Raw genomic sequence first — 23386 nt, forward strand, 5'->3', positions numbered from 1 at the left:
GTTACGGCGGTTATGGCGGGGAGGAAACACCCGGTTACATTCCGAACCCGGAAGTTAAGCTTCTCAGCGCCGATGGTACTGCACTCGGGAGGGTGTGGGAGAGTAGGTCGCCGCCGGACAATCTTTGATAAGGAAGGCCCTGGACCGTCTGGTCCGGGGCCTTCCTTATTTCACTGGGATTTCAGTTGGGAATCTCCGGGCTGCGGGTCCTGGGGGCGGAGGACGAAGAGGCCCCAGCCCAGGTACTGGCGGCCGTACTCAAGGTGCGAGCGGCGGGCCCGGGTGAGGAAATCTCGCATGGCCGGGGCATCGGGATCCTCCGGATTGTCGCGGAGCCAGTCGCTGATCGTCCACCACTGGCCGGCGACGTACCTGTCCCAGCTGTCCTGGTTGGCGAGGACCATTTCCAGGAGCTCGAAGCCGGACTCCTCGGCACGGTTCGCCGTACCGGACAATGAGGTGAAGAGGCCATCCTGGATGCCGAGGGTGGCGAGCGCTTCGGGCGGGGGTGGTGAAATCCAGTAGCACTCGCCGACCAGGGCGATGCCGTTCGGTCTCAGGTGCCGTCGCATCAGTGACAGGGTGCCCTGGAGGCCGTCGCCGATCCAGGTCGCGCCGATGCAGGAGACAATGTCGTACGACTCGGGAGTGTCTTTGTAGGTGGCGGCGTCGGCTTCGACGAAATCGAGCCGGTGAGCCACTCCGAGCTCTTCCGCACGGGTTCTGGCGGCGCTCAGAAAGACTTTGCTGATGTCCACCCCCACGCCCTCCGTGCCGTATTCGGCGGCCCATCGGGAAAGGAGCTCACCTTTTCCGCAGGCCAGGTCCAGATGACGGGAATCCGGGGCGATGCGGCAGATCTTTCCGAGCAGATCGAGCTTGTCGTCCGTGCAGGGGTTGAGTACACGGTTGCGGGCCTCGGCGATTTCGTGGAAGCGTAGCGACATGGTAGGCAGTCTTGCTGACCGGGTGTTTGTGGGCCAATCAATATTGGGGCCGCTTCAGGCTCGTGGACGTTCTGCGACTTGCTAGGCTGGAGGTACCGGGCCACCCAGGGGTGGCCTTCGTCGCGTAAGGCCCGGGATCGGGCGGCGACCAGCCTCGGTGGACCGTCGTTGTGGGTCCGCTGGGTGAGCCAACGAAATGGACCAGAAGTGAACAGAGATAACGGATCGGACGGCGGACAGCGCGGGCGCGGCGACCACGGGGACAGGCGCTCCAGCGGAGGCGGCAGGAGCGGCGGATACAACTCTCGCGGGCGAGACTCCGGCGGTGACCGTCCCTTCCGTTCCGATGACAGGTCGCGCTCCAACAACCAGGGCGACAGAGGGCCGCGGCGCGACGACGGCTATCGAAACCGTGACGACTATGGTCCGCGCCAGGGGGGCGGCGAGCGTCGCCCGTACCGCGATCGGGATGATCGCGGTCCTCGGCGTGAAGGCGGGTACGGCGATCGGCGCGAAGGCCGATACGGTGACCGGGGCCCGCGCCGTGAGGGCGGCTACCAGGGTGATCGTGGTCCGCGTCGTGAGGACGGCGGATACCGGGACAACCGCGGTCCTCGCGGTGAAAGTGACGATCGCGGAACCCGGGGTGACGATCGTCGTACCTATCGGGACAGGGACGATCAGGGCGAGCGTCGCTCGTACCGGGATCGGGACGATCGTGGTCCGCGTCGCGAGGGTGGCTACGGTGATCGTGGTCCTCGGCGTGAGGGTGGGTTTGGCCCTCGTCGTGAGGGCGGCGGGTTCGGTGATCGGGGTCCGCGTCGTGAGGGTGGGTTCCGGGATGATCGGGGTCCGCGTCGCGAGGGCGGGTTTGGTGACCGTCGCGAGGGGGGTTACGGCTCTCGTCGTGAGGGTGGTTTCGAGGATCGTGGGCCGAGGCGGGACGGGGGGTTCCGCGACGAGCGCGGTCCGCGTCGTGAGGGTGGCGAGCGCGGTCCGCGTCGTGAGGGTGGCGAGCGCCGTCCGTACCGGGATCGGGATGATCGCGGCCCCCGGCGTGAGGGTGGCTACGGTGACCGTGGTCCCCGGCGTGAAGGCGGCTTCGATGATCGGCGTGAGCGCGGTCAGCGAGACGCCCGCCCGTTCTCGCGGGATGACCGTGAGGGTGGCCCCGCCGAGGGGACCCGGGCGCGGTACGGCAGGTCCGACCGGGAGGCCGAGGCTGCTCCGCGCGAGAAGCTGCCCGACGTCGCACCAGACATCACCGCCGAGGAGCTCGACAAGGAAGTCCTCGAAGAGCTGCGTTCCCTTCCCGGCGACCTCGCCGACCTGGTGGGCCGGCACCTGGTGGCCGCCGAGCGGGCGCTCGAGGACGATGACCCCGACCGGGCGCACGAGCACACGAAGGTGGCACGCAGGTTCGCGGCTCGCATCGGCGTCGTACGCGAGGCCGCAGGCATCGTCGCCTACCGTGCCGGGCATTTCTCGGAGGCGCTGAGCGACCTGCGGGCGGCCAGGAGGATGACGGGTTCGGAGGCGTACCTGCCGGTCATGGCCGACTGCGAACGCGGGCTCGGCCGTCCGGAGCGGGCCATCGACCTCGTACGTTCGCCAGAGGCCGAACGCCTCGACCGGGCCGGCCGCATCGAGCTGACCATCGTCGAATCAGGTGCCCGCCGCGACCTTGGCCAGCACGACGCCGCTGTGATCACTCTGCAGCGCCTGCCCGAACTGCGGGACCCGCAGCCCAAGCCCTGGTCGGCGCGGCTGGCGTTCGCATACGCGGACGCACTGGCCGATGCCGGGCATCAGGAGGCGGCCACGGACTGGTTCGGGAGGGCGATGGCGTTCGACGAGGACGGCGAGACGGACGCCGCCGAACGCTACGCCGAGCTGACCGGTGCGGTCATCGAGGATGTCGAGGAGGACTTCGACCTCGAGGACGACGCGGTTTCCGAGGCGGACGAGGCTGATGAGGATGTCGAGGCGGAGGTGGGCGCCTACGCTGCTCATGATGTGGCGGAGGTGACCGACGCCGACGATCTCGGGGATGAGGGGCCGGCACAGGGCAGCAGCCCGGCCGACGCCGATGCCCCCGCTGATGCCTCCGCCGACGCTGAGACCGGTGCCGATATTGAAGCTGACGCCGACGCTGAGGCCGACATTGACGCCGATGCCGCCGACCAGGTCGAGGCGGAAGATGATGTCGAGGCGGAGACCGACGCTGACGCGGAGGTCGATGCTGATGCCGAGGTGCAGGATGGTGTCCGCCATGAGGCCGGTGACGACACGTCGCAGACTGCTCGGACGGCTGCCGCCGGACCATCAAAGGTGCCCGCGGATCTCCCGGATACATCGGGCGACGAGCGGAGCGCTTCCGCGGAGCACCCCGAGGCCCTGAGCATCACCCCGGCCTTCATCGAGCCCAACTTCGGTGACGTGCTGGACGAGCCCGAGGAAGTCATCAAGGACAAGCCGACGACTGACGACTGACGAACAGGCGTCGCTGGCGCTCCCGCTGTACTGCTGCCGGCTATGTGGTACAGCGGGGGCGTCTGTGCGTCAGATCCGTGACCTCTGGCGTTGGCGAGGTCGGTGTCCGGGCGGTTGCGACGTCGGACGTTCGTGAGACGGCGTCTGTGAGGGGTCAGGGCTTGTGACCTCAGACGAAGTGTCCGGAGAACGGGGGGAAGCTCATTCGTGAGATGGGCGTTTGCGAGGTCAGGTCGTGTGGCCTCAGGACTCCGCAAGGTCAGGTGTCTGTGTGAGGCGGTCAGGGCGAGACACGATTGAGCCAGTGAAGAATCCCCGCGACGTTGGACGGGGCACCGCTCAACAGCTCGAACTGCTCGGCCGTGGCGTCATCGGACTTCAGCACGCTGTAACGATCCTTCGTACGATCCCTGACCATGGCGATGGCGTGGTCGAGGTCCATGCCCTCCGAGTGAGCCTGCCGGGTTAGATCCACCCAGATGCGCAGCTCCTCGGCGGACCGCTCAAGGGTCTCCTGAACAGCGTCGACCGGCCCATAATGGCTGAACAACAACCGCTGCGGGCCAAGCGCCCCGAACAGCGCGATCGAGTTCAGCGCCGTCTCCAGGTCGAAGTCCGGCGGGGGCGTCGCGGGACGCAGGTCACCTGTCTCAGGCATATAGACACCGGCCGCGTCACCGACGTACAGGTCCCCGGTGGCGGAGTCGACGAGCCCCACGTGGTGCTTCGCGTGCCCGGGTGAGTAGTGGCTGCTCAGCGTACGTCCGTTGCCCAGGTCGATGGCACCGGTGTCACCGAGGGCGACGATCCGCTGTGCGTCGGTCGGGGACAGTTCGCCGAAGAGCGTGTCGAGCTGGTCACCCCATACCATCCGCGCACTGGCCATCAGCCGCGACGGATCAGCCAGATGACGAGCCCCCTTCTCATGGACCACGATCTGCGCGGACGGGAAGAAATTGGCGATGTCCCCCACCCCACCGGCGTGATCCAGGTGGATATGGGTGACCACGACGGTGGCCAGATCATCGGGTCCCACTCCGAGCGAGGCGAGCGCATCTCGCACCACGGGCGCGGAAGTCGAGGTGCCGGTCTCCACCAGGCATGGTCGATCGCTCAAAATCAGATAACCAGCTGTGATGCCGGTGTATCCGGCCATCTTGGTGTCGATTTCGTAGACGTCGCCGCCCAGGGCGGTGATGTTTTCCACAGGCACTCCCGACCGTCCGTCCGTTGTCCCCAGAACGGCGTTCCAGCCGATCCGGCCACCCCTTCATCGTAGAGAGTGATCCCCATCAGAGCACCGATAGGAGGACGACAGTGGACCGAAACGAGGTCGTGCTGGTGGGACGGCTGTCAGCGGCGGTCGAGGAGCACCCCCTGCCCAACGGCGACACCGTGACGAAGTGGCGCGTCATCGTCCGCCGCCGCCGGCACAGACGAGGAGCAGCGATGACGGACAGCATCCCGTGTGTCACCTTCAACCCGGAGACAGCCGAGGTAGTCCGCAATCTCAAGCCCCGGGACTACATCGAGGTGTCCGGATCCTTCCGCTGCCGGGTCTTCGGCCCGTCCACCGCCAAAATCTGGAGGTATGAGGTGGAAGTCAACACCGCCCAACCAGCGGGCGCCGACCTCCCCAGCCCGACACCCCAAACTGCCCCGACCCCCCTGGCCGAAGCCAACCTCCCGCACCCCACTCAACCTCCCACCGACCCCCTCACCACCCTGATCCCACCCCAGGTCCACTACCTGGCACCCGCCAGCTGACTTCATCCCAGAGAAGCGGCCTCAACCAAACCCGACGCATCGCGATCGAACCCGTTGTGGGGGGGAGAACTCGATCATTTCCACGACAACATGGGGAGACCCTGCTGGCCACGGCAGGGGCGAGATGAGCACGATGATGGCCCGGCGCTGCCGCAGGCGGCGGCTCATCATGGCGGGCACAACCCCCACCGGCGGCGCCCCAGCAGCCGGTGCCGCTGCGGGAGCTGCCCGGCGATCAGGTGCTGGACCTGTTGCAGGTTGCCGCCGGTGGCGCAGCCACCGATGGGAAACGGACGATCCCTTGCACCGGACGGAGATCTCGGATGTCCGTCCAGACCGGATCAAGCCCAGTGCACGTTGGGTGGGAGAAGAGGGCAGGGACCCTGATGGGCCGCTACCGCCGCCTCCCTGACGCCTGACACACGTGGGGACGCTGGTGGGTGAGTGTGTCGTGGCCGGACAGGGCTTGTGGGCGGCTTAGTTGATTGCGAATGTGCGCAGGACCAGGCCCGTCCTCGGTTTGGGGCCGAAGGAGGTGGACTTGCGGGGGACACGTTCGCCGCCTGCGGCGACGGCCAGGACGTCATCGACCGCGAGCGGCTGGAGGATCACGGCGGTGCCGCCGGTGCGGATGGCCAGGCGCACTGCGGCGTCCGTGTCGTGGTGGACGATGCGTACGGTCTGCTCGTCGTCACGCATGCCCCACACCATGGGCAGGACGAACTCTGAGAGGACGGAGGTGTTCAGGGAGTTCCACCGGTCGGAGTGGTCGGCCGGCATGGCGCGGGCGAGCTGCAGAGGATCGGGGTCGGTGAGCAGATGGGTGCCGGTTGCGCCGGCGAGCAGGAAGGAGGGGTTCGCGGCCGCTTCCAGCGCTGCCAAGCCCTGGGCCAGGTCGTCATAGTCGCGTACACGCCATGAGCCCCTGGCCTTGGAGACTGCCTCGGTCAGGGGCAGTCCGGGGATCACGCGGTGGATGGCCTGCAGGTTGGGGGGATATGCGGAGGAATCTACGAGCAGGGCCAGCCCGAAGTCCCACGGTCCGGTCGCGGGCTCCAGCGTCCGGGGCTCCACTGTCCGGGGGTCCACTGTCCGGGGCTCTGCCGTGGCCGAGGGGGGTGGTGTCTGGTGTTGCCTGGCGCGTTCTTGACGTTGGAGGACGCGGTACGTCGCGTACCTGTGGTGGCCGTCGGCGATCAGCGCTTGGCGGGAGTGGAGGTCGGAGTTTATCGCGGCGATCTCCGCCTCTTCAGTGATCGCCCAAAGGCGGTGTGTGAGGCCGTCTTCCGTATGGGCGGTCACGAGGGGGTGTCGCTTCGTGGCCACGTCGTCCACCAGGTTGGTGGCCGAACCGTTCTCGCCGTTGTAGAGGAGGAAGATGGGCTCCAGGTTGGCCTGGGTGGTGCTCATGAGGGCGAGCCGGTCGGCGATGGGACCGGGGAGGACGTCCTCGTGGGGCAGGATGATGTGTTGCGCCGGGTCGGCCAGGCCGACGTCGCCGATCAGGCCCCGTTGCAGCACGTTCGGTCCGCTCTGCTCGTATACATAGAGGGCCGGCCCGTCGTCCGCCACCAGGACGCCTGAGTCCAGCCAGGCTCGCAGTGTGTCTCTGGCCTCCGCATACCGGCCTGCCAATGGAGCGGGGGTTCCGCTCGGTGGAGAAGATGTGATCTTTGGTGGCTGAGGTGTGGGGGTGGGGGTGCCCGGGTGGGGCTCCAGGGTCGCTTGGGGGGTGGCGGTGATATCTGAAGGGGGCCCGCCGGGTTGGTCGACGGTGGCCGGTTGTGTGCGGGGGGCGCAGGGAAGGATGAGCCGGACGACGTTGTTCGGATGAGAGTCGAGGAGGGCGTCCACGTCCCCGTCTGAGATCAGGTCGTATGGTGGGGAGGTCACCTTGGCGGGATCTTCGACAGCGAAACGTACGCCTCGGAAGGGCTGTAGCACCAGGCCGTCCGGCACCGGCAGTTCAGGAGTCCCCATACCGGGCATGCTCCCACAAATGCTTGCCCCCTCTGGAGACCGCCCCGGGTGGTTGCCGTCGCGGCCGGTCCGGCAGATCGGTACGGGTCCCTCGTTCAGCGATGAAGGAGTCCTTACGCATGGATCAAGATGGAAACGCTCAAGATGAGTCCTCGGGTGCTCCGAGGGGTGGCGTTTACGACTGGTATCAGCGTGGGGTGAGGTTGCTGAAGGAGGGCAGTCCCGCCGCTGCCGCCGCATTGCTTGAGCGGGCCGCCGCGGCCGAGCCCGAGTCGCGCAGCATTCTGGAGGCGTTGGCTCGGGCGCAGTTCAATTCCCGGCAGTACGCCGAGGCGGCGGCTAGTTTTCGCCAGATCGTGGATGCCAATCCCGCTGAGGATTATGCCTACTTTGGGCTGGGGCTGTCGTTGTGGCGTACCGGGGATATTGAGGGAGCCCAGGAGCCGCTGGCGATCGCGGTGGCCATGCGGCCGGACGAGCGGCATTATGTATCGGCGTTGAAGAGCGTTCGTGCGACGTTGCGGGCGCGTCGGGAAATGTAGGCGACAGGGTCATTGTGATTTGTCGTGGATGGTTCGGTTGGGCTGCTCGGGGTTGGGTGGGAAAGTGCTGACATGGTCGTCCCTGGTGTAGGTGGGTACGAGGGCGGCGTTAAAGTCTCACGCGGCGTTGAAGTCAAACGGGAAGAGGCGCTGTGCTGATCGACGGGTATGACACCCTGCTGCTCGACCTTGACGGCGTGGTCTATTTGGGCAGCCGTGCGGTGCCGGGGGCGCCGGCGGCGCTGGAGGCGGCTCAGCGACGCGGGGTGCGGCTGGCGTACGTGACCAACAACTCCTCGCGGACGCCCGCCGCGATCGCCGCTCACCTGCGTGAGCTGGGGGCGCCTGCCACGGTCGCCGACGTGGTGACCTCGGCGCAGGCGGCGGCCCGGCTGGTGGCGGAGAGGGTGCCGGCGGGTTCCAACGTGCTCGTCGTGGGCGGGTCCGGGCTGCGGCTGGCGATGCGGGATCGCGGGCTCCGGCCTGTCACGACGGCCGCCGAGTCGCCTGTCGCCGTGGTGCAGGGGATCGCGCCGGGGCTGTCGTACGGGCTGTTGTCGGAAGGGGCGTTGGCGGTGCGGCAGGGGGCCTTGTTCGTGGCGTCCAACGCGGACACCACGATGCCCATCCAGCGAGGGATCGTGCCGGGGAACGGGGCCATGGTTCGGGTGATCGCCACGGCCACAGGGGTTGAGCCGGTTTATGCGGGTAAGCCTGATCCGCCGTTGCATCGGGAGTCGATGATCCGTACGGGGGCTCGGCGACCGCTGGTCGTGGGGGATCGGCTGGACACCGACATCGAAGGGGCCTCGAACGCCGGGGTGGAGAGCCTGTTGGTGCTGACGGGTGTCGCGGCGCCGGTCGATGTGCTGACGGCCGGTCCTCGGCATCGGCCCACGTTTGTCGGAGAGGACCTGGGCGCGCTGTTGCTGGACTATCCCGAGGTGCGGGACGGTGTCTGCGGGGGGTGGCGAGCCCGGTGGACAGACGGAGTGTTGCGGTTGGAGGGGGACGGCAGCCGGATCGACGGGTTGCGGGCCGCCTGTGACGTGGCCTGGGCCGTGGCCGGGGAGGGGCGGGTGGAGGAAGACGCCGTCAAGCCCGTGCTCGATCGGGTGGGATAGCGCCGTCCGGGTGGGATGGTGCTCCTCGCGCCTCGCTCGTTACTTGTTGCCGTCGATGGCTGGGGCTGCCGCTGCCGCTGAGGGGCCTCGTCCATGTAGTTGGTCGCCAGCAGCACGGTCATCCCCTCGGCGCGGAGCGGGCGGATGTGCTCCCACATGTGGCGGCGCGAACGTACGTCCAGGCCCGGTGTCGGCTCGTCGAGGATGAGCATGTTCGGGCCGGTGCGGCAGCCCGCACGCCAGGTCGAGGCGCTTCTGCATGCCGCCCGAGCGTTCCTGTACGGGCCGGTCGGCGCTCTCCGACAGCCCCACCGACTCCAGCACCTCGCCGGCCCCGGCCTTCGGCCGCCGCTTCGGTACGTGGGAGAGAGCGGCCTCGATCTCGGCCTTCTCCCGGCCGGTGAGTATGGAGGAGCCCCTGGTCGAGGCCCGCTGGGCGCCGTGGCCGATGCGCCGGTGCACCTCTCCGGCCGCCCGCACCACGTCGAACCCGCACACCCGTGCGGTGCCGCCGCTCGGCGGCAGCAGCGTGGACAGCATCCTGATGGTGGTCGTCTTGCCTGGCCCCGTTGGGGCCGAGCAGGCCGAAGACCTCGCCGGCCGGGACCGCCGGCGCCAGGCCGGCCACGGCGGGCCGGTTGCCGTAGGAGCGGCTGAGAGCCGTGGTGTCGATGATCAGACCCATTGTTCGCCCATCGCCAAATGGCTAACGAAGCCATTGAGTAACTTGGCGATGGAACGGGTCAACGGCCGTTCAGATCAGCTTGCGCAGCCGCAGCAGGTCGCCGAAGCTCGCGTCGATCTTCACCCGCCCGCCGAGCAGCGCCCGCGCCAGCTCGAGCTTCCCGTCGACGAGCGCGATCAGGTCGTCGCTCACGATCGTGAGCTTGACGTCGGTGGCTTTCCCGTCCGGCGGCGGCAACTCCGTGAACGGGTCGAGCCCCCCGTGGTGCAGCCGGCCGTAGAAGGTCACGTCGAGGTCGGGAACCCGGCAGCTCACCGTGCGCTCCACCACATGCTTGGCCCGGTCCTCCTCGCCGACCTCGTCGAACTGGGCGACGAGCTTGACCAGTGCCGCCCGGCACTCCTCGACGCTTGCCATGATGCGCATCCCTTCTTTCCCTTTGCGGACGGTAGCGTTCCACATCAGTAGCACCCTCGTATGCCCTTCAACGCGTAACACGCCTGCCAAGGTCCCGGGTGCTCCCGGGACGCGTTACGGTCGAGTCATGAGTGAGCTGCCGGAGGGGACCGGCGACGAGGGGGTCGATGCCATCGTGGCCGGTCTCGGTCGTTTGGGCGAGATGCCCGTGGCCGAGCACGTGACGGTTTTCGGCGAGGCGTTCTCAGGGCTCGAAGCCGCACTCGAACGCGCCCCGCTCGAACAGGCCACACCCGGACCCCCCGTGCCGGGACCTCCCACCTCCAGACCTCCCACGCCCGGACGGACCTGGCACGGCCCGGGCGAGCCCCCCGAGCAGGCCATGGGACACCCGTGAGCCGCAGACTACGCCTCGACAGCGAGCTGGTGCGGCGCGGGCTGGCCAGGTCGCGCGAGCAGGCCGCCCAGCTCATCGACGCCGGCCGGGTCAGCGTCGGGGGCCAGCGGGCGCACAAGTCCGCCACCCAGGTCGACACCGCCTCCGCCATCGTCGTCGCCGCCGGCGACGGGCCCGACTACGTTTCGCGGGGAGCGCACAAACTGCTCGGCGCGCTCGACACGTTCGAGAAGCTGCCGGTGGCGGGCCGCCGCTGCCTCGACGCCGGCGCCTCCACCGGCGGGTTCACCGACGTGCTGCTGCGCCGCGGCGCCGCCCACGTGCTCGCCGTGGACGTCGGCTACGGCCAGCTCGCCTGGTCGCTGCGCAACGACGAGCGGGTGACGGTCATGGAACGCCTCAACGTGCGCGATCTCACCCCCGACCTGGTCGGCGAGCCGCCCACGCTGGTCGTGGGCGACCTGTCGTTCATCTCCCTGCGGCTCGTGCTGCCCGCCCTGGCCGCGGTCGCCGCGCCCAGGGCCGACTTCGTGCTGCTGGTGAAACCGCAGTTCGAGGTGGGCAAGGAGCTTGTGGGAGCGGGTGGTGTGGTGCGCGACCCCGAGTTGCGCGCGGGGTCCGTGCGCGAGGCGGCCGCCAAGGCACAGGAGCTGGGCCTGTCCGTGCGCGGTGTGACCGCCAGCCCGTTGCCTGGACCCTCCGGAAATGTGGAATATCTACTTTGGCTGGGCAAGGGAGAGGGCGAGCCGCCGGTCGCCGACCTCGAAACCGAGATCCAGCGTGCCGTCGCGGAAGGGCCGCAATGAACCGGACCGTTCTGGTCGCCGTACACACCGGGCGTGACGCCGCGGTAGAAAGCGCCCGCCTGGTCATCAACCGGCTGGTCGACGCCGGTATCAGCGTCAGAGTGCTCGACACAGAGGCCGGGGAGATCGGCTGCGCCGGAGCCGACGCCGTGCCCGGCGACCCGAGCGCGGCCAAGGACGCCGAGGTCATGATGGTGCTCGGCGGCGACGGGTCGCTGCTGCGGGCGGCCGAGCTGGCCAAGCCCGCCGGCACCCCGCTGCTCGCGGTCAACCTCGGGCACGTCGGTTTCCTGGCCGAGGCCGAGGTCGCCGACCTGGCCGCGGCGGTGGACAGCGTCGTCGCGGGCCGCTACGACGTCGAGGAGCGCATGACGATCGATGTGCTCGCCCGGCAGAACGGCCGGGTGCTGGCCGACACGTGGGCGCTCAACGAGGCCACCGTGGAGAAGCAGGAGCGCATGCTGGAGGTGGTCGCCGAGATCGACGGCCGGCCGCTGTCCCGGTGGGGGTGCGACGGCGTGATCTGCGCCACCCCGACGGGATCGACGGCCTACGCGTTCTCCGCCGGCGGCCCGGTCGTGTGGCCGGAGGTCGAGGCGCTGCTCATGGTGCCCATCAGCGCGCACGCGCTGTTCGCCCGGCCGATGGTGGTCTCGCCGCGTTCCACGCTGGCCGTGGAGATCCTGCCCGACACGCCCGGCGGGGTGCTGTGGTGCGACGGCCGCCGCCGCTTCGACCTTCCCGCGGGTGCGCGGGTCGAGGTCCGCAGGGGCGCCGAGCCGGTACGCCTGGCGCGTCTGCACGGCGTGGAGAGCACGGGCGCGCCCTTCACGGACCGGCTGGTGGCCAAGTTCGAGCTTCCCGTGCAGGGGTGGCGCGGAAGGGTGCGACCCTGAGTCAATGGAGGGGAGAACGCGTAGGATCACCTGGGCGCAGGTGTTCGGAAAACGATCCGTGTGACCATAGACACGGCAGGAACGGGAGTGGGCAGTGCGACCAAGGGTCGAGGAGGTCCGCATCCAGGGGCTCGGCGTCATCGACGAGGCCGTCCTCGAGCTTTCGCCGGGCTTCAACGTGGTCACCGGCGAGACCGGCGCGGGCAAGACGATGGTCGTCACCGGGCTCGGGCTGCTGTTCGGCGGCCGGGCCGATCCCTCGCGCGTCAGACCGGGGGCCGACCGGGCGGCCGTCGAGGGCACCCTGGTCATCGAGCCCGGCGGGCGCGTCTACCAGCAGGTCGAGGACATCGGCGGCGAGGTCGATGACGGCGAGCTGATCATCTCCCGTACGGTCTCGGCGGAGGGCCGGTCCCGGGCCTGGCTCGGCGGGCGCACGGTGCCCGTCGGCACCCTGACCTACCTGGCCGACGACCTGGTGGCGGTGCACGGGCAGATGGACCAGCAGCGGCTGCTGCAGCCTGCCAGGCAGCGCGCGGCGCTCGACAGATACGCGGGAAACGACCTGGTCAAGCCGTTGCGGGCGTACTCGCAGGCGTACAAGCGGCACAAGCAGGTCGGCGCGCTGCTCGACGAGCTGACCACCAAGGCCAGGGAGCGCTCGCAGGAGGCCGACCGGCTGCGCTTCGGGCTGGAGGAGATCGAGAAGGTCGATCCCAAGGCCGGCGAGGACGCCGACCTGCGTGGTGAGGAGGAGCGGCTCTCCCACGCCGACGCCCTGCGCAGCGCCGCGACCAGCGCGCACACCGCGCTGCTCGGCGACCCGATGGAGGCGGCCGGCAGCCCGCACGACGTGATCTCCCTGCTCGGCGAGGCCCGGGCGGCCGTGGAGGCCGTACGCGACTTCGACACCCAGCTCGCCGGGGTGGCCGACCGGCTGGCCGAGGCCGGTTACCTGATCTCCGACGTGGCCACGGACCTGGCGGCGTACGCCGAGTCGATCGAGGCCGACCCCGCCCGGCTGGCGGCGGTGCAGGAGCGCCGCTCGGTGCTCTCCGGACTGATCAGGAAATATGCCGAGGACAGCGCCGGGGTGCTGGCCTGGGCGCAACAGGCCGCCGCCCGCCTGACCGAGCTCGACGGTGACGACGAGCGCATCGAGGAGCTGACCCGCGAGCATGAGGAGCTGACGGTCCGGCTCACCGAGCTGGCCGGCGAGCTCACCGCGGTGCGCGAGGCGGCCGCCGAGCGGTTCGGCGAGGCGGTGACCGAGGAGCTGACGGCCCTGGCCATGCCACACGCCCGGGTCGTGGTGGAGCTCAGCCGCAGCGAGGAGTTCGGCCCCGAGGGCGTCGACGAGGTGGAGCTGCGCATGGCCGCGCATCCCGCCGCGCCGCCGCTGCCGCTCAACAAGGGCGCCTCCGGCGGTGAGCTGAGCCGGGTGATGCTCGCGATCGAAGTGGTGTTCGCCGGCGCGGACCCGGTGCCGACCTTCGTGTTCGACGAGGTCGACGCGGGTGTCGGCGGCAAGGCGGCGGTCGAGATCGGGCGCCGCCTGGCCCGGCTGGCCCGCACCGCGCAGGTGATCGTGGTCACCCACCTGCCGCAGGTCGCGGCGTTCGCCGACCAGCATCTGGTGGTGGAGAAGGCGAGCGACGGCAGCGTCGTGCGCAGCGGTGTCGTCACCCTCAACCACGAGGGACGCGTACGCGAGCTCTCCCGCATGCTGGCCGGGCTGGAGGACTCCGAGCTGGGCCGTGCGCACGCGGAAGAACTGCTGGGGCTGGCGGCCGCGGACAGGTGATCCTGTGTGACATAGCGGACACGCCGCGTAATGCGTGGCCCTCGCGGTGTTTCGCTCTGGCAGGATGGTCTTGATGAAGGTTCCGGGAAGCAAGATGCCGGGCCTCCGCAGTCGGAAGGTCAGTGACCTTCCCGGTGTAACGGCAGTGGCGAGAGTCGACCGGCGCACGAAGAGGCTTACCAAACGCCTCCAGCCCGGTGAGATAGCGATCATCGACCACGTCGACGTCGACCGGGTGAGCGCGGAGGCGCTTGTCGCGTGCGGAGCGGCGGCCGTGATCAATGTGGCCGCCGGCATCAGTGGGCGCTATCCCAACCTGGGGCCGCAGATCCTGCTGGAAGCCGGCGTGCCGTTCGTCGACAACGCCAGCCAGGAGCTGTTCGAACGGGTCAGGGACGGCGACGTCATCCGGCTCTACGACGGGGTCGTCTACCTCGGCGACGACATCGTCGGCAAGGGCGACCCGCAGAGTGTCGAGGCCGTCGAGGCGGCCATGGCCGAGGCCCGGGCCGGGCTCGCCGTCCAGATCGAGGCCTTCGCCGTCAACACGATGGAATACGTGCGTGGCGAGGGGCGGCTGCTCATCGACGGCGTCGGGGTGCCGGAGATCCGCACCCCCCTGGAAGGCCGGCACGCTCTCATCGTGGTGCGCGGCTACCACTACAAGGAAGACATCGCCACCCTGCGGCCCTACATCCGCGAATACCGTCCCGTCCTCATCGGCGTCGATGGCGGGGCCGACGCGCTGCTGGAGGCCGGCTACCTGCCCGACGTGATCGTGGGCGACTTCGACTCGGTCTCCACCAAGGCCCTGACCTGCGGCGCCGAGCTCGTCGTACACGCCTACCGGGACGGCAGGGCGCCCGGGCTCGAGCGCGTGCACCAGCTCGGCCGTGAGGCGGTGATCTTCCCGGCCACCGGCACCAGCGAGGACATCGCGATGATCCTCGCCGACGACAAGGGCGCCGGGCTGATCGTCGCGGTCGGCACCCACGGCACGCTGGAGGAGTTTCTCGACAAGGGGCGCTCCGGCATGGCCAGCACCTTTCTCACCCGTTTGATCATCGGCAGCAAGCTCGTCGATGCCAAGGGCGTGAGCAGGCTCTACCGTAGTCGCATCTCCACACCGCAGCTGCTGTTGCTCGTGATCACCGCGCTGATCACGATGGGTGTGGCGCTGTTCTCCTCGGACATCGGCCGCACCTGGCTCAACGGCTTGCAAGACGTCTGGAACGCGTTCATCTTCTGGCTGGTCGGACTCTTCTCGTGATCGATTTCCGTTATCACCTCGTCTCCATCGTCGCGATCTTCCTGGCGCTGGCGGTGGGCATCGTCATGGGCACCACGCTGCTCCAGGAGCCCGCCATCGAGCTGGCCAAACGGACCAGCGACGAGCTGACCAATGCCAACAACGACCTCCGGTCCGAGCTCGACACCCTGAGCGGCAGGGAGGCGGGCAACGACACGTTCATCGCCGCCGCGCAGCCGGACCTGGTGGCAGGCGAGCTGACGGGCCAGCGCGTGCTGCTGATCGAGACGCCCGGCTCCAGCACCACTTACCGGGAGGCGGTGCAGCAGGCGCTCAGCCAGGCGGGCGCGGAGTTCTCCGGACGCGTCACCTTCACGGAGAAGCTCCTCGACCCGAAGGGCACAGGCGTCATCGACGGCCTGGTCAACCAGCTCAAACCGGCCAACATGACGTTCCCTGCCACCGCCACCGCCTGGGACAGAGCCGCCACGCTGCTCGCCGCCACCTACCTCACCACCGACCAGGCCCAGGCGGGGACACCCAACACCACCACCGCCGGCGTCACCACCGCCTTCGAGACGGGCGGGCTGCTCAGCAGCGAGGAAGAGCCTGACAAGCGGGCCACGCTCGCCGTGATGATCGCTCCCGAGCGGCCCTACGAGGGCGAGAACGCCGAGACGCAGGCGGGTGCGCTCGCCTCCCTGATCAACGGCTTCGACGTGGCGGGCAAAGGCACGGTGCTCGCCGGGACCGTCCCCACCACCGCCGCCCCCGGCGACGCGATCGGCGTCGTACGCGACGACAGCGACATCTCCAAACGGGTGTCCACCGTCGACACCATCGACATGCCCATGGGCCGCATCGCGACCGTCTACGCTCTCCGGGAGCAACTGGATGGGCGGGCCGGCCAGTACGGCATCGGCAAGGGAGCCTCCGCGACCGTGCCCGCGATGACGTCCGCCACCCCGTCCCCCACCACCCAGTCAGGGAGCTGACACATGCCTGCCAGCCGGGCCCGAGGCCTGCTCTACGCGCTCGCCGGTGCCGCGATCGGCGCTGTGGCCGCCCGGGCCGCCTACACGGCGTTCACCCGCAACAGGCCGGCCGAGCTGAGCGGCCGCTGGACGCGTAAGAACCACCGGGGCGAGCCCATCACGCTGCTCGAAGGGCCCGCGTTCGTGGCCGGCACCGGCGCCGCCGCCGCGCTCACGCCCGGACTGCCCGGCCGGCTGCGCCTGGCCACCCTGGTCGCGGGGGTCGGCAGCGGCGCGCTCGGCGCCTACGACGACCTCTACGGCACCACCTCCACCAAGGGCTTCAAGGGCCATCTGACCGCGCTCACCCGCGGCGAGGTCACCAGCGGGGCCGTGAAGATCCTCGGCATCGGCGCCACCGGGCTCGCCGCCGCCGCCCTCGTCTCCCGGGGGCCGGTCGACACCCTGGTCAACGGCGCGACCATCGCCGGCGCCGCCAACCTCGCCAACCTCTTCGACCTGCGGCCCGGCCGTGCCATCAAGGTGGGCCTGCTCACCGGTGGGCCGCTGCTCGCCGCGTCGCTGTTCCGCGGCTCGCCGGCCTCCGCCGCGCTGGCCGCCGTCCCGCTGGGGGCCGCGGCGGCGCTGCTGCCCGAGGACCTCGGCGAGCGCGCCATGCTCGGCGACGCCGGTGCCAACGCCCTCGGCGCGCTGCTCGGGCTCGCCGCCGTCACTCAACTTGGCCGGCCCGGCCGCTACGCCGTGCTGGGCACCGTCATGGCGCTGACCGCCGCTGCGGAGAAGGTCAGCTTCACCAAGGTCATCGCCGGAAACCCGGTGCTCAACCGCCTCGACATGCTCGGGCGCCGCCCGGTCGATTAGTGCCGTCGTCACCTGGCAGGCGTTCTGGTTCCGACGTCTGGTGGGGTTTGTACGGTCGTTCGGCGGGTTCTGTTCGGTTGTCTGGCGAGCGGTTGGCGGGGTTGCCCTGCGAGGGTTCTGTGCGGTCGTCTGGCGAGCGGTTGGTCCGGTCGCCGGGCGGGGATTTGGTGTGGTCGCCCGGCAGGCGGTCGGTGCCGCCCCCAGGGGCTTCGTGCTGTGACCCGGCAGGCCGCCGGTGGCCTTGCGGGCGTTCCCGGGTGGAGCGCCGGTCGCGGACTGTCGGTGTGGCCTGCCAGGATGTCTGCGTAAGCGTGTTCGAGGACGGTGCCGGGGAGGCCGGGTGGGGATCGTGACGACGCGGGGCGTGGCGGGTGGCGCCATGCTCATCGGAGCGATCACCGTCCTGGCGCGCGTCGCCGGCTTCGCCAAGCAATATGCCTTCGCCCAGACGGTCGGCACCAACTGCCTGTCCACGGCCTACATGACGGCCAACCAGCTGCCCAACATCGTGTTCGAGGTGGTCGTCGGCGGGGCCCTGGCGGGGATGGTCGTTCCCGTGCTGGCCGGGCGTTCGGCCGCCGAGGACGCCGTCGTCCCGGGCGAGCGGGCGGGACGGATCAGCTCGGCGCTGCTGACCTGGGTGGTCGTCGTGCTGGTGCCGCCGGCCGTGCTGACCGCGCTGTTCGCCGGGCCGATCATCGGGCTGTTCTTCGGCACGGCCATCGACGGCTGCCAGGACGCGGCCGCGGTGACGGCGGTCGCCACCCGCATGCTGGTCGTCTTCGCCCCCCAGATCCCGCTTTACGGCGTCGCCGTCGTGCTCTACGGCGTGCTGCAGGCGCACAAGCGGTTCGCCGGGCCGGCGGCCGCTCCCCTGGTGTCCAGCATCGTGGTCATCGTGGCCTACCTGCTGTTCGTGCCGCTCAGCGGTGGGGTGACGGATCCCGCCGCGGTGCCGGGACCGGCCGAGCTGGCCCTGTCGGTGGGCACCAGCCTGGGGGTGCTGTCCCTGGTGCTGGCCGTGATCGGGCCGACGTCCCGGCTCGGGCTCCGCTGGCGGCCCACGTTACGGTTTCCCGACGGGGTGGCCGGGCAGGTGCGCCGGCTCGCCGCGGCCGGGATGGCGGCGCTCCTGGCGCAGCAGGCCGCCATGATCGTGGTGCTGATGTTGTCCAACAACCTGATCGGCATCGGGGCCATCACCGTCTACAACTACGCGTGGGCGATCTATCTGGTGCCCTACGCGGTGCTGGCCGTGCCCATCGCCACCAGCGCGTTTCCCCGGCTGTCGGCGCAGGCCGACGACCCGGTGGCTTTCTCGGCGCTCGCGGCGCGGACGACGCGGGCCGTGGTGCTGGTGTCGGGGCTGGCCGCCGGGGTGCTGGCCGCGGCTTCGGGGCCCGGTGCTGTGGTGTTCCTCGGGTTCAAGAGCGAGGTGCCCGCGCCGGACCTGGCGGTGGCCATCGCGCTGTTCGCGCCGGGGTTGGCGGGTTACGGGCTCATCGCGCATCTGAGCCGGGTGCTCTACGCGGCCGGGCGGGGGCGGCAGGCGGCCACCGGGACCGTGGGGGGGTGGCTCGTGGTGATCGTCGCGCAGACCGTGTTCGTGCCGGTGTTCCCCGACGGATGGAAGGTGGGGGGCATGGCGCTCGGGATGAGCGTGGGCATGAGCGTGGGCGGGGGAATGCTGCTCGCGTCCGTGGTGCGGGCGCGGGGGAGCGGAGCCGTGGCAGGGTTGCCGCGGGCCGCGGGCGCGGCGGCGGCCGGAGGGGTGCTGGGATACCTGGCCGGGGCCGGTGTGGTGGGGTGGCTCGGGCTCACTGGCATCTGGCCGAACGTGGCGGCCGGCGTGGTGGCTGTCGTGGTGGCGCTGGCGGTGGGGGTGGCGGTCGTGGCGCTGGTGGACCGGGAGGACGCCGGTGCTGTGGCCGGGCTGTCGCGTCGGGGTGCGGGCGGCGGCTGAGCCGTGCGTGGGGGACGGCCGCCGGGCCGTGGTGTGAGGCTGGGCCCTGGTGCTGTGATCGCGTCACCTGGTCGTTGGAAGAGTGCTAGTGATAGGTGGTGCGGCGTCTGAGTGGGTGCCGCGGGCGTGTGCTGTGGCCGCTGGGAGGGTGTTGCGGCTGCTCTGCGGGCGGGGGCGCGTTCGATCGGGCGGGTGTGGGAGAAGGAGCTGGTTGTGCGGGTGGCCTTCGTGCTGGGGACCACGTCCGGTGGGACGGGACGGCATGTGCGGACTCTGGTGGAGGGGCTGGTGCGGCGGGGGCATCAGGTGCTCGTCGTCGGGCCGGGGAGCGTGGAGGAGCTGATCGGCTTCGCCGGGGCCGGGGCCCGGTTCGTGGCGGTGGCCGTTTCCGATCGGCCGAATCCCGGGCGGGATCTGCGGGCCGTGCTCGCCATCCGGCGGTTGACGCGCGGCGCCGACGTCGTGCACGCGCATGGGTTGCGGGCCGGGGCGCTGGTGGCGCTCGGGAGGAGGCTTGGGCGCGGTGGGCCTGCCGGGGCGCGGTCACAGCCCGGCCGAACGCGAGGGCGCCCCGGCCGGGGGCAGAGGCTGGTGGTGACGTTGCACAACGCGTTGACGGCCGGGGGGTTCGTGGGGGTCGTCTATGGGGTGCTGGAGCGGATCGTGGCGCGGGGGGCCGACCGGGTGCTCGTGGTGTCGCCTGACCTTGGGGAGCGGATGGCCGCGTTGGGGGCCAGGGAGGTGACGGGGGCCTTGGTGGGGGCGCCTGCGCTGCCGCCGGCCAAGCGGACCCCTCAGGAGGTCAGGGACGAGCTGGGGGCGGGGGACCGGCCGCTGCTGGTGACCCTCGCGAGGCTCGCGCAGCAAAAAGGGCTGGAGACGCTGCTGGACGCCGCGGCGGGGCCGTGGGAGGGGCATGCGGAGCCGTTGTTCGTGATCGCGGGGGACGGGCCCCTGCGGGGGGCGTTGCAGGCCAGGATCGACGCCGAGGGGCTGCCCGTGCGGCTGCTCGGCTACCGGGACGATGTGCCCGACCTGCTGGGGGCGGCCGAGGCCCTGGTGATGCCGAGCCGGTGGGAGGGGCAGCCGCTGACGTTGCGTGAGGCGCTCATGGCAGGGACTCCAGCTATTGCCACCGATGTGGGGGGAATCTCAGAAATTTTGGGAGATGCCGGGATCCTGGTCCGGTACGGGGACGTCGCCGGGCTGCGTGAGGCCGTACGCGAGCTGCTCGTGACGCCGGGAACTGCGGAAAGGCTCGCGGCGGCGGCCGCGCGGCGGGGACGGGAGATGCCCGGCGACGACGACGTCGTGGAGGGCGCGCTCGCCGCCTACCCCAGATGATGATCCACGGGATGGCTAGGTGGGCCCTGAGCGTTCTCATATACTGCGTGGGTTAGGGGAGGGGAGTATCCCTTCGCGACAGCCTCGTCATCACGGTGCAGCCCCGCTCCACGGGGCCCCCGGGGCTGTCGGTCCGCAGGCAAGGCGTGCGGGCGGGAGAGACCTCCGGCAGTGATTTCGTGCATGCCGGAGGTTTGAGTGACCGTACCTGTGTGGGCCTGGATCGCCGTCATCGGCGGCCTGCTCGTTGTGATCGCCATTGACCTGTGGATCGTCGATCGGGGTGAGGCCCGAGAGTTCTCCATGCGGCAGGCGGGATTCTGGGTGACGTTCTACGTCATCCTTGCCGTGATCTTCGGGGTGCTCATGTGGGCCACCTTCGGAGGGGAGAAAGCCGGTGAGTTCTTCGCCGGCTACATCACCGAATACAGCCTCAGCGTTGACAACCTGTTCGTTTTCCTCATCATCATGAGCAGGTTCGCGGTGCCGCGGGCCTATCAGCACAAGGTTTTGCTCGTCGGCATCCTGCTCGCGCTGGTCATGCGCGGCATCTTCATCGCGCTCGGGGCGGCGGCGCTCGAGCGGTTCAGCTGGCTGTTCTACGTCTTCGGCGCCTTCCTCGTCTACACCGCGATCAACATCGTCCGCGACCACCTCAAGGGCACGGAGGAAAAGGTCCCCGAGAACGTCGTGCTCAGGTGGGTGCGCCGGGCCTTCCCCACCACCGACGGCTTCGTCGGCTCCAAGGTGACCGTGAAGATCGACGGCAGGCGCATGGTCACTCCGATGCTGATCGTGATGGTGGCGATCGGGAGCACCGACTTGTTGTTCGCGCTCGACTCGATTCCGGCGATCTTCGGACTTACCAAGGACCCCTTCATCGTCTTCACCGCGAACGCGTTCGCCCTGATGGGGCTACGTCAGCTCTACTTCCTGCTGGGCGGCCTGCTGCAGCGGCTCGTCTACATCAGCTACGGTTTGGCGTTCATCCTCGGATTCATCGGGGTTAAGCTGGTTCTGGAGGCGTTGCATGCCAGCCATGTCTCCTGGGCGCCCGAAATTCCCATCTGGGTCTCGCTCTCGGTCATCGGTGCCACCATGGTCATCACCACTGTGGCGAGCTTGATCAAGGCCCGTACCATCGCGCGCAAGGGCGAGGAGCCGCACCCCGAGCAGGTCTAGCGAAAGGGGCTTCGAGGCGCTTTGCTTGTCCAGTTGTGCCGTGTAATAGTGGGTAGTTCTGTAACATTACGGCAAAGCGCCCAGTCCGTCACCACCAAAGGTTGTACGTGTCAGACGATTCTGCTAAGCCGAGCCGCCTGAGGCTCGCGCGCGGGGTCTCCCCGTGGCTCTTCCCGACCGCGGCCGCGGCCGCCGCCACCGCGCTGCTGACGCGCAAGGACCGGCGATGGGCACTCGCGGCGGTGCCGCTGAGCGCCCTGACCGGTGGCATGCTCTGGTTCTTCCGCGACCCCGATCGCATTCCCGGTGAGGGACGGGTCCTGTCACCCGCCGACGGCGTGGTGCAGAGCATCGACCCGTGGCCGGACGGCCGTACCAGGGTGGCGATCTTCATGAGCCCGCTGAACGTGCACGTCAACCGTGCCCCTCTTGCGGGAAATGTCGCATCCGTGCAGCATGTGCCAGGTGGGTTCGTGCCGGCTTTCAACAAGGACAGCGACCAGAACGAACGCGTGGTGTGGCATTTCGAGACCGCGCTCGGTGATATCGAGATGGTGCAGATCGCGGGCGCCGTGGCGCGCAGGATCGTGCCGTACCTGAGTGCCGGCGCCAAGGTCGCGCAGGGCGAGCGGATCGGGCTCATCAGGCTCGGTTCGAGGGTCGACATCTATCTTCCGGAAGGCATGTCCCCCGCGGTGTCCGTGGGGGACAAGACGGTTGCGGGGGTGACCAGAATTGACCGCGGCTGACGCCGGCGGCTGGCAGGCGGACGAGGAAGAACCTCGCGGTCCCGTGGGCAAGGCGTTCCGCCTGTCCGCCGCGGACTCGCTCTCGCTGGGCAATGCGGTATGCGGCTTTCTCGCCGTGTGCGTGCTGGCCAACTCCGCCATCCAGCAGCTCCAGGTCGACGGCGGTCGCTTCACGCCCGTTCCGAGCTACTTCGCCACCGCCATCGTGCTGCTGCTCATCGGCGCGACGTGCGATCTGTTCGACGGCTTGGTGGCGCGGCGGTTCCGTGCCTCCGCGATGGGCGCCGAGCTCGACAACCTGGCCGATGTGATCAGCTTCGGGTTCGCGCCCGCGTTCATGATCGTGATCTGGGGCGGGTTCACCAAGCAGGTGCCGTTCATGGCCGTGCTCGCCGCGGCGGCGGCCGTGCTGGTCGCCGGGGTCGTGCGGCTGGCCAGGTTCGCCTGTGTCAAGACCAAGAGCGGCGACTTCATGGGGCTGCCCATTCCGATGGGCGCCATGTCGGTGATCTCCATCGTGCTGCTGTTCCAGCCGAGCTTCTGGTCGCTGCTGGCCGTGCTCGGCGTGGCCTGGCTGATGGTCAGCCGGATCGAATACCCCAAGCCGAAGGGGCAGCTCGCGGCGATCGTGCTGGGCTGGATCATGGTGAACGTGGCGTTCCTGGCCGTATGGGTGGCCTGGCCCGAGGGCGGCGACCTGCCGATCAAGATCGGCGCGTCCATGCAGATCGCGCTCGTGGCGGCGATTCCGCTGCGGATGCTCTTCTACAAGCGTGAGCAGCGCCGGGAAGCCGATCGCATCAACCACTAACGGGATTTTTCGCCGTACTTCGGCTTTGATGGAGCCATGTCGGTTATGCCCCGCGAGCACACGCGCACGTACTTCCTCGGCAAACTGGCAGAGGAGCTGGAGCGGCGCGGGCTGACGGCCACGCTCCGGTCCTATCCGCTCGTCCTGCGGATCAGCGATCCGGACACTCTCATGCTGGCCGAGACCGTGGACTGCGTGCCGCTCTCCGAAGGGTGGTTCTACCGGTGGTCCTGGGGCGAGCTCGTCGGCCTGGCCGACGATCCCGCCCTGGCGGCCGAGCGGATCGTGCACGTCCTCACCGCTCGTCAGTGAACGCGGTGGGTCGTCGTCGGCGTACGTGGGCGGCGGCCAGGATCGTACGCGTCCTGGCCGCG

Annotated in this window: 21 protein-coding genes, 1 rRNA gene and 1 pseudogene; 18 read left to right on the forward strand and 5 right to left on the reverse strand. The window is 69.5% G+C overall.

Features of this window, described 5'->3' with window-relative positions:
• Window positions 1–2 precede the first annotated feature (2 nt).
• Window positions 3–119: ribosomal RNA gene (gene rrf, locus ABGB18_RS17745) — 5S ribosomal RNA — on the forward strand.
• 51 nt (window positions 120–170) lie between these two features.
• Here the strand turns inward: rrf and ABGB18_RS17750 are convergent.
• Window positions 171–947: a class I SAM-dependent methyltransferase gene (locus tag ABGB18_RS17750; RefSeq protein ID WP_347696612.1), complete on the reverse strand. Its 777-nt coding sequence runs from the start codon at window positions 945–947 to the stop codon at window positions 171–173.
• 1347 nt (window positions 948–2294) lie between these two features.
• On the opposite strand from ABGB18_RS17750, the gene ABGB18_RS17755 reads away from it, so the two are divergent.
• The gene (locus ABGB18_RS17755) at window positions 2295–3440 is read left to right on the forward strand and encodes a hypothetical protein (RefSeq protein WP_347696613.1); all 1146 of its coding nucleotides are present in this window, start codon (window positions 2295–2297) and stop codon (window positions 3438–3440) included.
• A 280-nt stretch (window positions 3441–3720) separates the two neighbouring features.
• On the opposite strand, the gene ABGB18_RS17760 is transcribed toward ABGB18_RS17755, so the two are convergent.
• Window positions 3721–4647, reverse strand: coding sequence for an MBL fold metallo-hydrolase (locus ABGB18_RS17760; RefSeq protein ID WP_347696614.1), 927 nt, complete (start codon window positions 4645–4647; stop codon window positions 3721–3723).
• A gap of 110 nt (window positions 4648–4757) precedes the next feature.
• Here ABGB18_RS17760 and ABGB18_RS17765 point away from each other — a divergent pair, with 110 nt between their 5' ends.
• Entirely contained in the window at window positions 4758–5207 is a 450-nt protein-coding gene (locus ABGB18_RS17765) for a single-stranded DNA-binding protein (protein ID WP_347696615.1), read from the forward strand.
• Window positions 5208–5684: 477 nt separating this feature from the next.
• Here the strand turns inward: ABGB18_RS17765 and ABGB18_RS17770 are convergent, their stop codons facing one another.
• Entirely contained in the window at window positions 5685–7196 is a 1512-nt protein-coding gene (locus tag ABGB18_RS17770; RefSeq protein ID WP_347696616.1) for a DUF1015 domain-containing protein, read from the reverse strand.
• 110 nt (window positions 7197–7306) lie between these two features.
• Between ABGB18_RS17770 and ABGB18_RS17775 the strand changes: the two genes are divergently transcribed.
• Window positions 7307–7729, forward strand: a complete 423-nt coding sequence (locus ABGB18_RS17775; protein WP_347696617.1) for a tetratricopeptide repeat protein — start codon at window positions 7307–7309, stop codon at window positions 7727–7729.
• 152 nt (window positions 7730–7881) lie between these two features.
• Window positions 7882–8853, forward strand: a complete 972-nt coding sequence (locus ABGB18_RS17780; protein ID WP_347696618.1) for an HAD-IIA family hydrolase — start codon at window positions 7882–7884, stop codon at window positions 8851–8853.
• Window positions 8854–8892: 39 nt separating this feature from the next.
• On the opposite strand, the pseudogene ABGB18_RS17785 reads toward ABGB18_RS17780, so the two are convergent.
• Together ABGB18_RS17785 and ABGB18_RS17790 are read right to left on the reverse strand one after the other, a co-directional pair.
• Window positions 8893–9414: pseudogene (locus ABGB18_RS17785) on the reverse strand (ATP-binding cassette domain-containing protein); the annotation flags it as partial.
• 193 nt (window positions 9415–9607) lie between these two features.
• Window positions 9608–9955, reverse strand: coding sequence for an SCP2 sterol-binding domain-containing protein (locus ABGB18_RS17790; protein ID WP_347696619.1), 348 nt, complete (start codon window positions 9953–9955; stop codon window positions 9608–9610).
• A 127-nt stretch (window positions 9956–10082) separates the two neighbouring features.
• On the opposite strand from ABGB18_RS17790, the gene ABGB18_RS17795 reads away from it, so the two are divergent.
• The 13 genes from ABGB18_RS17795 (at window position 10083) to ABGB18_RS17855 (ending at window position 23324) form a co-directional block, all read left to right on the forward strand.
• Window positions 10083–10352 carry a hypothetical protein gene (locus ABGB18_RS17795; RefSeq protein WP_347696620.1) on the forward strand — a complete coding sequence of 90 codons (270 nt, stop codon included), beginning with the start codon at window positions 10083–10085 and terminating at the stop codon, window positions 10350–10352.
• Window positions 10349–11158, forward strand: coding sequence for a TlyA family RNA methyltransferase (locus ABGB18_RS17800; protein ID WP_347696621.1), 810 nt, complete (start codon window positions 10349–10351; stop codon window positions 11156–11158). The genes ABGB18_RS17795 and ABGB18_RS17800 overlap by 4 nt, the downstream gene beginning before the upstream one ends.
• Complete coding sequence (locus tag ABGB18_RS17805) at window positions 11155–12054, forward strand: NAD kinase (protein WP_347696622.1); 900 nt, start codon at window positions 11155–11157, stop codon at window positions 12052–12054. Before ABGB18_RS17800 ends, ABGB18_RS17805 begins: the two co-directional genes overlap by 4 nt.
• A gap of 94 nt (window positions 12055–12148) precedes the next feature.
• Entirely contained in the window at window positions 12149–13858 is a 1710-nt protein-coding gene (recN, locus tag ABGB18_RS17810) for a DNA repair protein RecN (RefSeq protein ID WP_347696623.1), read from the forward strand.
• Window positions 13859–13931: 73 nt separating this feature from the next.
• A complete protein-coding gene (gene steA, locus ABGB18_RS17815) occupies window positions 13932–15128 on the forward strand; it encodes a putative cytokinetic ring protein SteA (protein WP_347696624.1) in 1197 nt (398 codons plus the stop codon).
• Window positions 15125–16102, forward strand: coding sequence for a copper transporter (locus ABGB18_RS17820; RefSeq protein WP_347696625.1), 978 nt, complete (start codon window positions 15125–15127; stop codon window positions 16100–16102). The genes steA and ABGB18_RS17820 overlap by 4 nt, the downstream gene beginning before the upstream one ends.
• 3 nt (window positions 16103–16105) lie before the next feature.
• The gene (locus ABGB18_RS17825; protein WP_347696626.1) at window positions 16106–16963 is read left to right on the forward strand and encodes a hypothetical protein; all 858 of its coding nucleotides are present in this window, start codon (window positions 16106–16108) and stop codon (window positions 16961–16963) included.
• 340 nt (window positions 16964–17303) lie between these two features.
• Window positions 17304–18926, forward strand: coding sequence for a lipid II flippase MurJ (locus ABGB18_RS17830; RefSeq protein ID WP_347696627.1), 1623 nt, complete (start codon window positions 17304–17306; stop codon window positions 18924–18926).
• 213 nt (window positions 18927–19139) lie between these two features.
• Window positions 19140–20270: a glycosyltransferase family 4 protein gene (locus ABGB18_RS17835; protein ID WP_347696628.1), complete on the forward strand. Its 1131-nt coding sequence runs from the start codon at window positions 19140–19142 to the stop codon at window positions 20268–20270.
• A gap of 198 nt (window positions 20271–20468) precedes the next feature.
• Complete coding sequence (locus ABGB18_RS17840) at window positions 20469–21452, forward strand: TerC family protein (protein WP_347696629.1); 984 nt, start codon at window positions 20469–20471, stop codon at window positions 21450–21452.
• Window positions 21453–21559: 107 nt separating this feature from the next.
• Entirely contained in the window at window positions 21560–22201 is a 642-nt protein-coding gene (locus tag ABGB18_RS17845) for a phosphatidylserine decarboxylase (RefSeq protein ID WP_347696630.1), read from the forward strand.
• Window positions 22188–23012 carry a CDP-diacylglycerol--serine O-phosphatidyltransferase gene (pssA, locus tag ABGB18_RS17850; protein WP_347696631.1) on the forward strand — a complete coding sequence of 275 codons (825 nt, stop codon included), beginning with the start codon at window positions 22188–22190 and terminating at the stop codon, window positions 23010–23012. Before ABGB18_RS17845 ends, pssA begins: the two co-directional genes overlap by 14 nt.
• Before the next feature lie 36 nt (window positions 23013–23048).
• Window positions 23049–23324 carry a hypothetical protein gene (locus ABGB18_RS17855; protein WP_347696632.1) on the forward strand — a complete coding sequence of 92 codons (276 nt, stop codon included), beginning with the start codon at window positions 23049–23051 and terminating at the stop codon, window positions 23322–23324.
• Window positions 23325–23386 lie beyond the last annotated feature (62 nt).

The sequence above is a fragment of the Nonomuraea sp. B12E4 genome, assembly GCF_039871825.1.
Classification (GTDB): domain Bacteria; phylum Actinomycetota; class Actinomycetes; order Streptosporangiales; family Streptosporangiaceae; genus Nonomuraea.